At 55.0% G+C, this 10,420-nt stretch carries 6 protein-coding genes and 1 pseudogene; 4 read left to right on the top strand and 3 right to left on the bottom strand.

Annotated features, from left to right (window positions below):
• From FGA82_RS29310 to FGA82_RS29300, 3 genes are all read right to left on the bottom strand, one after another.
• Positions 1-2,482: DUF4347 domain-containing protein (locus tag FGA82_RS29310; protein WP_141129788.1), on the bottom strand; the 2,482-nt coding region annotated here is incomplete at its 3' end.
• Positions 2,483-2,926: 444 nt separating this feature from the next.
• Entirely contained in the window at positions 2,927-3,403 is a 477-nt protein-coding gene (locus tag FGA82_RS29305; protein WP_141129787.1) for a hypothetical protein, read from the bottom strand.
• A gap of 2 nt (positions 3,404-3,405) precedes the next feature.
• Positions 3,406-4,224 (bottom strand): winged helix-turn-helix domain-containing protein, encoded by an 819-nt coding sequence (locus tag FGA82_RS29300; RefSeq protein ID WP_141129786.1) that lies wholly within the window; start codon positions 4,222-4,224, stop codon positions 3,406-3,408.
• A gap of 1,370 nt (positions 4,225-5,594) precedes the next feature.
• On the opposite strand from FGA82_RS29300, the gene FGA82_RS29295 reads away from it, so the two are divergent.
• The 4 genes and pseudogenes from FGA82_RS29295 to FGA82_RS33010 all read left to right on the top strand — a co-directional run.
• Positions 5,595-7,133, top strand: a complete 1,539-nt coding sequence (locus tag FGA82_RS29295; RefSeq protein WP_171057385.1) for an EAL domain-containing protein — start codon at positions 5,595-5,597, stop codon at positions 7,131-7,133.
• A gap of 273 nt (positions 7,134-7,406) precedes the next feature.
• On the top strand, positions 7,407-8,723 hold the full coding sequence (locus tag FGA82_RS29290) for a phospholipase (RefSeq protein ID WP_141129784.1): 1,317 nt from the start codon (positions 7,407-7,409) through the stop codon (positions 8,721-8,723).
• A 14-nt stretch (positions 8,724-8,737) separates the two neighbouring features.
• Positions 8,738-8,917 (top strand): annotated as a pseudogene (locus FGA82_RS29285) (hypothetical protein); the annotation flags it as partial.
• 1,437 nt (positions 8,918-10,354) lie between these two features.
• Positions 10,355-10,420: ESPR-type extended signal peptide-containing protein (locus FGA82_RS33010; RefSeq protein WP_141129789.1), on the top strand; the 66-nt coding region annotated here is incomplete at its 3' end.

Here is a 10,420-nt window from a genome sequence, read left to right as displayed (position 1 = left end):
CGCCCAGATCTGTCACGAGGATGATTTGGCCTGCCGTCACCGCGACGCCGTTCAGGGTCAGCGTGCCGTCGAGGGGCGATGGCAGCGTGGTGACGATCAGCGTGCTGAAGCCATCGGCCGCGGTGTCGTTCAGATCCGTGAAACCGAAGTCGGCTGCGGTAAAGGTGTACGAACCATCCTCGTTGAGGCTGATGGCCTTGTCAGTACCGGCCGGGGCATCGTTTACCGGGTCGACGAGTATACTTACCGTTGCCGTTTCTGCCGCCCCTCCAGAACTGACGGTGTAATTGAAACTGGTTGACCCGTTATAGTTAGCATTTGGAGTAAAAGCGACCGTACCGTCCGACTGGACATGAATGACTCCCCCGCTGATCGTAATCGGCGCCCCAGCCACAAACGCCACACCATTAATTTCAGTGAGAGCACGACCGGCATTTTCGAAGTTGTCCGCACCGGAAACTTCGTTCGCGCCAGTTATCACGTTGAAGGTGAGCGGTGTATCTTCAGAAGTTCGGGCCTGATCATTGACGATATCGGCGACGGGAACGATAGTAAGCGGTACAACGTCGTAATCCGCCTTGCCTTCTCTCATAGAGATACCGTCGATGAAGTTGCCGACGCTAAGATCTCCAGTGGAGGTGCTGACTGCGCGAAACTCGAGCCGGATGAGGTTACCAGTTGTATTATGCGTGATGACCCGATTATAGGTTCCCCACTGAGTATTCCCATCCGAGAACTGCTCGCTCAACAACACGGTGTCGTCCGCAGTTCCGAAGACTCCATCCGCCCCCATGTCCGTCGCGATTACTTGCATGGTATCGATGCCCAAACGGCCCCGATGAGAGAATTCGATGTTGAGAACCGATCTATTGCTTGTAACAAAGTTCTGGTATAGCGGTCCATTATGGAACGCATTAAGCTCCGCGAATTGATTACCCTCGTGGGAGAAAACAGGTCCATTTGAATTAGAACTGTACCCACTACCCCAGACTTCTATGGCTTGATCCGGGTCGGAACTCCAACCAGTAATCGAGCCCTCGTCAAGAGTAAAATTAATATTAGGCGGTAGAGCCGGGTCTTCAAACCCCCCGTTGATCCAAGCCAATGCAGGGGACAGATTAGTGACGGTAAGAAAACTCAATTGTGCCGTGCCATTGGCATCAGCAACACCTCGGAAGAAAGCCCCCTCCAGAGCCGTATTGATGTCAGCCATAGTGCCGCTGAAGGTCATGATCTGATCCGCTGTCCCATCCCCCGCCGTAAAGGTCAATCCAGCGATCCCACTCAAAGTGAAAAAACCTTTAGTGACGGAGAGGGTGACAGTTTGAATATTGTCATCAGGGTCCGAGACGGAAAGGGCATTGCCGTTCGCCGCCGAAAATACCAAGGGCGAATCTTCTTGTACTGTCACACTAAGCGGAACGGCATTTGTTGGCGCTGTATTAGGAGCAAAAACTGCGATGGATACACGAGCAGAGTAGATACCGCCATTACCATCGCTTACATGATAGTTAAAATAATCCAGCCCTACGAAACCGGCACTTGGCGTATACGTGAGTGTCTGATCAGCATTGATCACCACCGTTCCGTTGTTGGGGGAGAAAGTTCGCTCAATGCTCAGCGCGTCATTATCCGGATCACTATCGTTAGCCAGCACAGCAATTGTGACAGGAGTATTGGGACTGGTAGACGCAATATCAGGTCTCCCAACCGGCGGCGCCATCAACTTGTCATAGCTGGCTCTTTCAGCAGCCGATACACCGACCTGCGTTTCAACGACACCGATGTGCGTTTCAAGATCCCAGTCGCCGCCGAAACGGGCGGCACCCGTGAAGTCATTCGAGGCCGCTACGTCCGCCCCCGTCAGACTGGACAGCGTACGAGCTGCCGAAAGACCCGACGCCCCTGCGGAAAAATCGCAGCCGTAAACCAGAATATCGCCGCTGTCCGCCAAAGAGGCACCAATGCGCGACAGCGCGTCCCGGTATTGCCCCTGCATGGATGACTCATTCAGCGTTGCAGTGCCCAGATCGATCTGACCCGCCACGCCGTGGGTGAGCAGGTGGATCGCATCGATGCCGGTGCGCCCTGCCAGGGCCTGGCCCATCTGCTCAACCCCGTCGCGGGCTCCGTCAAGGATCACCACTTGCACGTTGGGGGCGAAGGAATCCGCCAGTTCGTGCCAGTTCGCCAGCTTGTTCGAAACAAACGCGATTTCTGAGCGTGGCGCATCCGCCGCCAAAGGCGAGGCACTGAGCGGCGCCGCATCATGAGTAACCGGATCTTTCGATTCGGTGTCAGGCGCCGCCGCGTGGTCGTGGCCAGCTGCTTGCCCATCCTGTCCCGCTGGCGCCATCGCGGCGCCGATCACAGTTGGCGCCACAGCAACGGCGGCGCCATCAAACATCATGCGCGGCTCTAATGCCAATAAATGCAGGCGCCGGCCAAGGACTTTATCATTACCTGAGCTGCTGCTCGCCATGATAGCTCACCTCATTTAATTGCGCTTAGTGGTCGTCGGGGCTTGACGATGCTCAAGCACTTACAACCAAGCTTAGGGACTTTTCTTACACCTCTTACGGCTTCCGCCAAAATAAATAACAAATAAATATTTTTGATAATCTCAAAATATTTACAATCTCAACCACGCACTAACAAATCCTTGACCCGCAGTAATGTGTCACAATCATAGCAACATCGTTATTGCATCGAGCACTAGCCGACACCAAGACGTGCTCACTACGAAATAACGACTACGGGCTATTTTTTCGCCGACTCACATGCTTCGGATCAGATGCGCAGGTCCAACACCGGATCACCCTCATGTTTAGCACCATCAAGAGCCCCTTAATCTGTCACACCTGAGTCATACAAAGAGTTCCACACACCCGAATATAAAGTGAGCGTCTCACAATCCGCCAACCCCTTATTGTTCAAAACAACGCAAACGATTCAACTCATAAATATAGAGACAGAACGCATCCTGCGTGCGCTTGGTCAGCACTTCATAGTTCAACATACCTTCCGGCATCGAAATGTACTGAAGTTGCGCAATGGCATCAGAGTTGCTGTTTTCCTGGTCCGCATCCTGTGGGTGGCTGAGGTGTATTTTCTTGACCTTCAGTTGGCCACTACCCCCATACGTGCTGGCGATGTCGGCATACATGGTTTGATAATGATAACTTCCGTCACGCTGCGTTCGCGTTGTTAAAATGAACGACTGAGGATTGAGGATCAAATAGTCCTCAGCGTTGAATTCGCCCATGTCCAGCGTGCTCTGACGCACCGTTGTTTGATATTCATGGTGCTCCCTCGGTGCTGCCTTGGGCAGCAGGATGATGAGCCCGCACGCCAGAATGGTGATTCCCCAAATCAGCCAAGGCAGAATGACCGTGAAGGCCAATCTCACAATGCTTTTTCTAGGCACTTTTGAATGGCCCCCGAAACAGGTAATTGACGACTGAGAAAACTCAGATTGTTGGTGCTCTGATCCGAGCGAATACACGATATGGAATAGCCGGTTTTATTCTTGATCAACCAGGCTTCCCCGCTGAGTGTGTTCGGCAGGTCCAGGACCTCTTTTTCGGCTTCGGTTTTAAAGTCCCACGCCTTGCTGAGCGTGGCGGCCATGAAATGCAGCGTTAGATTGTTGGATTCTAAATTCGACACTTGCACCCGCGAACCGTCAATGGTTGCGACATGATCCATCGCTATAAAAACCAACGGCAGAAGTGCCAGGTACCCCACAACCAGTTTTTTACTACCGGCCACGTCCTTAATATTCGAAAGCACCACAGCGAGTTTTTCATGCAAGGACGCAGGAGGTGTCAGCGCAGGCGGATCAAGCACAATGCCTTCTTCCATCGTGGCCGACGCACCATCAAGTTCACTAACGACCCGGCTTTGGTTAAAGCGATAACCTCGCCGCGGAACGGTGATTAAGATCTCATGATCCGTATTGTCATCAAGAATACTGCGCAGTGAAAAGATCGCTTGGTTCAAACTGCCAGGGCCGACCACACGATCATCCCAGACATAATCGATGATTTCAGTGCGACTTCGGGTATCCCCGGCGGCACTTAGTAAAAAAAACAGCAGCCGCGACTCTGTTCTACCCAGCGTGAGGTGCTCGACGGTTTTATCGGGAAGGGAAATGGATAACGTATAGTTTTCGTTACTAAACGTGGCCAGCTTTCCCTTTTTCAACCTGAAAACGAAACACATGACGAATACTCCCGCTCAAATAAACCTGTTCTTCCCTGCCTCACTCACGGGGGCGATCGGCCTTCCTTGCTTTGATGCGTCCATTGATCTCGTTACGTGCAGCCTTGTTCTGCCTGTCGCCGTGCAAGCAGCGGTGAAACCTGTTATTGACGGCCTCGCGGCGTTTATTTTGGGTTGGTGTTGTGAGCAGATTTAAAACCTGCGACACCATCACTGGCTGTAGGGCAATTCCTCAAAATCAAAAACTGTTATTTGCCTCTGACCAAGAGCGTTCTGCTCGGCGGTGGCGCCTCTGATTTTGTCAAGAGGCCCGATTGAGCGATCGACAGCCCTGGCAACGCCGCAAAAATGCGCTACCACTGCGGCGGTGGTTTTTTGACATCTCGATGACGGCAATACGTTGAAGCAGTATCACGGCGCCGGTCTGGTCATGCCCTGACCAGACCTGCTCAGGCGCAGGGGGTAATTTTGCGAGGGGAACGTGCGTTTGTGATAAATCCAAGAGGGGGTTGTCCGCGCATTGAACGCTTGCGCCCGCCCGCTCAGCCGTCGCTCAGCAGCCGCCCCAAAAAGAGGGCTGGAACAACAGGCGCCGCCCTCTTCCGTTCTGTAACGCAGAAGGGCTATTGGGTGAGCCCGGATAACGGTGAAGGCAGGCCATTGCAGGATTCCCCTACAGCGCTTTTTTCTACTTCAGTGCTCAATGCCATGAACTCTGGGGCCGATACATCGCGCATGTGATTGCCACAGGTTCAAATTTTTCATCACCGCCTGATAACGCGTTCTCTCGATCGGTGGATGGTCAGGCCTTTTGCTTTTCGGAGCTCAACCATTGCCCACTCCCCCCTGGCACCCTCGCAACAGTCGGCGCAGGCCGCTTTCCCTGACCCAGAGTCGGAGCAATCGCCGCGCGGACTTGCGTCAATTCAGCCTTAGGCCATCGGTTGCGTTTGCTCCGACAGCCGGGTTGGCGGGTGCTCGTTTCAATGCCTTGTGGGATGTGTTCAAGGTGGTGCAGGGTGGCCGATCACTGCCCCCGTCAAAGGAGGCTGCCTGGGTTTACCCAGCGAGCGGCCAGCCCCTTTCCCTCAGAGCTCTCCCCGCTTGGCACGTGCATTCGCCATGACGAAAAGAGGCGCGCCAGACGCTGAGGATCGTTGCCGAGCCAAAGGACTTGAGGTCAATGCCCATCCTGTGGACAGGTGTCACGCGCCAGTCCACGTCGCAGGTGCGATTACCCGGAAAAACCTTCACCCCCTTTCCCCTTCCATCACGGCTAACGATGTTGAGACGGCTCTCAAGGCTGCCAAGGATCACCGGAGCATTTTTCTCAAATGATCACTGCAACCAAGACCCGATGGCGGCGCTTGATGGAACTGGCCCTCTGCACAACCACCGTGTTGGCAGCCGCCTGGATGATCAGTGACAAGCTAACGTCCCATCAAACGTTCACCAGTTTGAATGCTTTTCAGCAGCAAAGCCGCCTGCGCATTGAACAGATTGATGCCCAGGTGAGCAGCACCTTGCAATCGTTGAAGACCTTAGGCGCCCTAGAGCAGGCGTGTTCAGCTCCCTTGTACAGGCAACTGGCACGGCGGGTCAGGGAATTTCAGTACGTGTATGACGCCGCCCTGAAGATGCCTGATGGCACGGTCTGCTCCTCTTATGGCTACAAACTGCCCAACACACTGATGCCTGAAGCCGGAGCGGATGTGCATTACCAGGCCCCTGACCGGGATTACTGGTTTCCCATTACAGGCGATGCCCACCAGATCTTCATCGTCATCGCCAGCCGACAGGCGTATGTCTGGGTCAATAAAGGCCTGTTTTTTGATGCGCTGAAAACGCCCTCGTCAATGGCGTTACATTTCGTCGATGCCCACCACTTGCAGCCAATACTGGTCAACGACACGACACCATTTGCCCTCCAGCCTTCGGTGGAGGTGGGGCAGGTGACGGCTGCAGAGGGCTATTGGTACCTCACGTTTAGGACGCCCTGGCCCAACCTGCTGGGCGTTGTCAGTTTAACGGCCTCGCAGGTGGGGCACCTCTGGTGGGGGAACTTTTTGCAGGCCCTATTGGGTGGCGCACTGTTGTGCCTTGGTGCGTATTGGGCAGCAACGACTGTCTACCGACGCCGTTTTTCATTCGCCAGCCATATCGCCTACGCCATACGTCACAATCAACTGAGCTTGGAATATCAGCCGATTGTCGACTTGCGCACGGGGCAGTGGCGCGGGGCGGAAGCCTTGCTGCGCTGGAGCGCCAAGGGTCAGAGCATCAATCCCGCCCTGATTGTTGCTGAAGTGGAACGCAGCGGCCTGGTCTGTGACCTGACGCGATGGGTGTGTCGTCGAGTGGCAGAGGATTATGCAGCTTTTTTCCAGCACGGCGCTGGGCGGTACTTCACCATCAACCTGTCGGCCAAGGATCTGGCGGATCCGCATTTCGTCGAATTTGTCAGCGCGTTGTTCACGCAATACGACGTGCCGGCAGCCTGTATCGTGTTTGAACTGACCGAAAGTGTGATGGTGGACAAAGAGCAGGCGGTGGCCCAACTGCAGCGCTTGCACGACCTTGGGCACCGCATTGCGCTGGACGACTTCGGTACAGGGTATTCCAGCCTGTCCTACCTTGAGCATCTTCCGGTCGATATACTCAAAATAGATCGCTCCTTTTTGTCCGCCCATCGCTACCGCTCACCCGACGCCATGTGGCGCCAAGTGCTCAGCATTGCCAAGACGCTGCATTTGACGGTGGTGGCCGAAGGTGTGGAAAGTACCGAGCAGGCGGAGGTGTTATGGCGTGCCGGTGTGCCTCTGGCACAAGGCTGGTTGTATTCCGAAGCTCTCCCCCCCCAGCAGTTCGTCCGGTTGAGCCTGGCAGGCAGTGATCTGAAATTCGCCTAGATGATGAGGCGCTACGGGCCGCTGCGCGCCTGCCGCGCCATCGATCAACGTCTGATCCTGACCAAGACAGTCCGCAGCGCCCGGCCGGCGTTCAAGACGCGTCCTGGCGGTCAGCAACGTTCACAAAGCCCACCTTCTGAGCGTTCACGCAAGGCAACGCACGCTTGTTACAAAAGACGCCTTGACGCGCAAAAGAACATATCTATGATGCTCATAACTGTATGTTCATACAGCTTATTGAATTTTCATTAATGACATATCAAGGAGCTAGAAATGTCATGTCTATTCCCACCCCTGAAGGAAAACACCCGACAGGTCACAGCTGAACTGGATGATCTGTTTACCGAGCAAGGCATCGCGATTGGCGGCGATGGCGATACGGTTAAACTCATCACCGGCGGTCAACACACTCGCCCGCATCCACCTCAACGCCGCTTGCCGACCTCGGCGCAACGCCCACCCAAGGACTCTGCCCCGTTGAGGTTTGAAGCGGCGGAACACACCGCGATCGGTGATCGCACGCTGCTGCGTTTCCCCCATGCACCGGCACTGCCGGCCCGGCAGGTGCCACTGCACCTGCCCAATGGCCTGGCCCTGACCTATGGTCAAGTGATCGCGCTGGGAGGGGATTTTTACGGCATCCCCGATCAACCGATCAACGAAGGCGCCACCCCCGCTGAACGGGTGCAACGTTTTACCAACGCCTTCAACTCCCTGGCGAAATTGCCGGCCTCCAACGCCGAGGCCACACTGATCCTGAGGGTCATGCAAAAAGAAATCGACGCGGTCAATCAGGCAATCAAGGAGGGCAAGCCGCCTCACGAAGCGTATGACGCCCTCGCCGATACGCTGTCCGAGCAATGGAACAGGATCACCGGCGGCGGCAGCTTTCTCTCGGCGCTGTTCCCCTTGGGGCGTTACCTGAAGCTGGCCGCCAACAATACCGACCACTTTGCCGAAGGGGCCCTGCTGGCCTATCTTGCCGGGCACACTGCCGCGCTGCAGCAAGCGGCACTGGGCCATGAAAGTGGTGACGAACATCAACTGGTGCTGGCCTATGCCATGAACGCGTTCGCCGATCACTACCTCACCGACCTGTATTCCGCCGGTCATCTGCGCGTGCCCCGCAAACAGCTGACTGCGGTCGTCACGCCGAGCGATCTGGGCTCATTGATTAGCCGCTTCATGCACGATGAAGACAGCAAGTTCGGCCTGCAGGTGCGTAATGACCACGGTGATCAATGGCACATGTACGGCGATAAACGTTACCTCGACGCCAATGACAGCGCCAATCGGGCCCAGGTGAATCAGGCGGTACAGATGTCGGTGGATGAAATCGCCGCGGCCTTCTTCAGCGGCATCGTACCGTCGGCCGGCCAGTTTGCGGCACTGAAAAGGCTGCCAGATCTGCAAGCGGTACTCACTGCGCAGGGCAATTTTTCACCCCTGTTCAAGGTCGAGGGCAACAAGGTCGTGCGGCGCAAGGACGTCAACAACTTGAACGATACCACCACCGTGGAGGACTGGTGGGGCTGGAGCACCTACCTGCTCCTCAAGAACTACCAGCCGACCGACGCACCCCGTGCCTGATAAGGAAATCAACGATGACGATCAAATTGAAACTGACCCTGGCTTCGGGCCAGTCGCTCAAAGGGGCACCCCTGGAGCTGCTGTCCAAAGGCTTGCCGATTGCACGAGCGGTTGTGGATGAACACGGGCATGTGGTCTTCGACGCCATATCCGGAACGGGCGAGTTGGCCGTGCGGGTGGATCGCTCGATGCTTGAGGCGCACTGGCAGGAAGATCACCTGCCCAGGGTCGCAGGCACGCGGTTAGACGCCATTTCGGTGGCGGGCTTGCCAACGGGTTTTGACAGCCCTGAGCCCCATAGGGCGACATTGGTCGTGCCTTCGCTGCCGGCCGTCTGAGCCGGTCGGGCCGGTTCTGATCCACTTGGTGCCCGCAGTCTTCGCAGAGCCTGCCGGCGCCAGGGATCAGATCCGCCAGGCGGGATCAAACAGAAGCGTCGGCGCTGTTGAAACGCGCTTTTAACGTCTGAACCCTGTTGCGCCTGATCGTTTAGCGGTCAGGCGCGTTTTTGGGTGCAAAGGAGATGACTGGGGATACCGCTTTGGCGAATGCGTGAACATAAACGTTGATTTGTGCCCCATCCGCTGAGTCATCACGTGGGTCAATGGCGCGATGGAGGGCAGTGGCAGGCAGCTGGCCATTAGACAAACCCGTATCTGAGCGACACGCGCCAGAGTCAACCCTAGGGCAAGTAGAAACAGGCGAGCACACCCTTGTTTTTCAGGGTGAGGACAGCGCCCTTTTGACCCTGCAGAACCCACACGCGGCTTGAGCCGCAAAGTTGTACGCGAGCGGATCATCCGCGTGTTTTTTGGGCACACACTTGAACGCCACCTGTTGAGTCCGCTCCAGGCACTAGCGGTTTTGCTTCATCCGCGAAATAAGCGATGGGCACCTCACGTCTGGATAAGCTACAGCGTCAATAGCGGGTGCAGGCCTAGAGGCGCGAGGGGTCTAACACGCATGGGATGGGGACTGAGTGCTCGGTGCCCCCCCCTACCCGTCCGGTAACAGGTTTAGGCGATTAGAAAGACAAATATTGACGTTGATCGACACGCCTGTCCTTGACACTTATCAAGAAGCTCAAAACGAAGAGATATTATTAATATCGCCGCTAAAAATTAAAATCAGTCAGCGTCAATTTAAAAAATCTGGATCATCGGATCCGTCTTAATGACGAACATAGGCTTGATGAACAGCCATTACCAGTCGGACCTACACCAATACAGGATGCTTTTCTAGTCAACCCTGGAGCCCACCCAAGCGCTCTTGAATCCCCCTATGCGTCTGATGGCAAGCAAAAAGCCGTTCTCTGGCAGACACCCATGATATCGATAACCACCCTGCTCATCCAGCTCACCTACACAGCTTAGGTTTAGATAATTTTTTTCAAAATCTCTCTACACAACACTCTCTACTTAATACTTTTTGATTTGATTCGCCCCTCCAAACCAAGCATAAATATTTGTTGTGTATGACCAACTCCGATCCCGACAAGTAGTGTTTTCGCAGCCTCTTACGTTTTTTGCCGCCCTTTACTTTGCCTGCATATTCCATAAGCACTTCTTTATCCAAGCACGAGTTCGGCCCGGCGTTCCAGTCTTCCTAACTAATATAATTCAGGTATTCGCATGAACCGTCGTTGTTTCCGCTTGATCTTCAGCAAGGTGCTCGGCTTTTTAATACCCGTGGCCGAA

This window comes from Pseudomonas fluorescens (assembly GCF_005938625.1).
GTDB classification, from domain to species: Bacteria; Pseudomonadota; Gammaproteobacteria; order Pseudomonadales; family Pseudomonadaceae; genus Aquipseudomonas; species Aquipseudomonas fluorescens_BD.
Note: the sequence above shows the minus strand (reverse complement) of the source record. Positions and strands in the feature narration are given on the sequence as shown.

Coding starts and splice junctions, on each gene's coding strand:
- FGA82_RS29300 (WP_141129786.1), bottom strand. CDS start 4,224: ATGTGTTTCGTTTTCAGGTTGAAAAAGGGAAAGCTGGCCACGTTTAGT.
- FGA82_RS29295 (WP_171057385.1), top strand. CDS start 5,595: ATGGAACTGGCCCTCTGCACAACCACCGTGTTGGCAGCCGCCTGGATG.
- FGA82_RS29290 (WP_141129784.1), top strand. CDS start 7,407: ATGTCATGTCTATTCCCACCCCTGAAGGAAAACACCCGACAGGTCACA.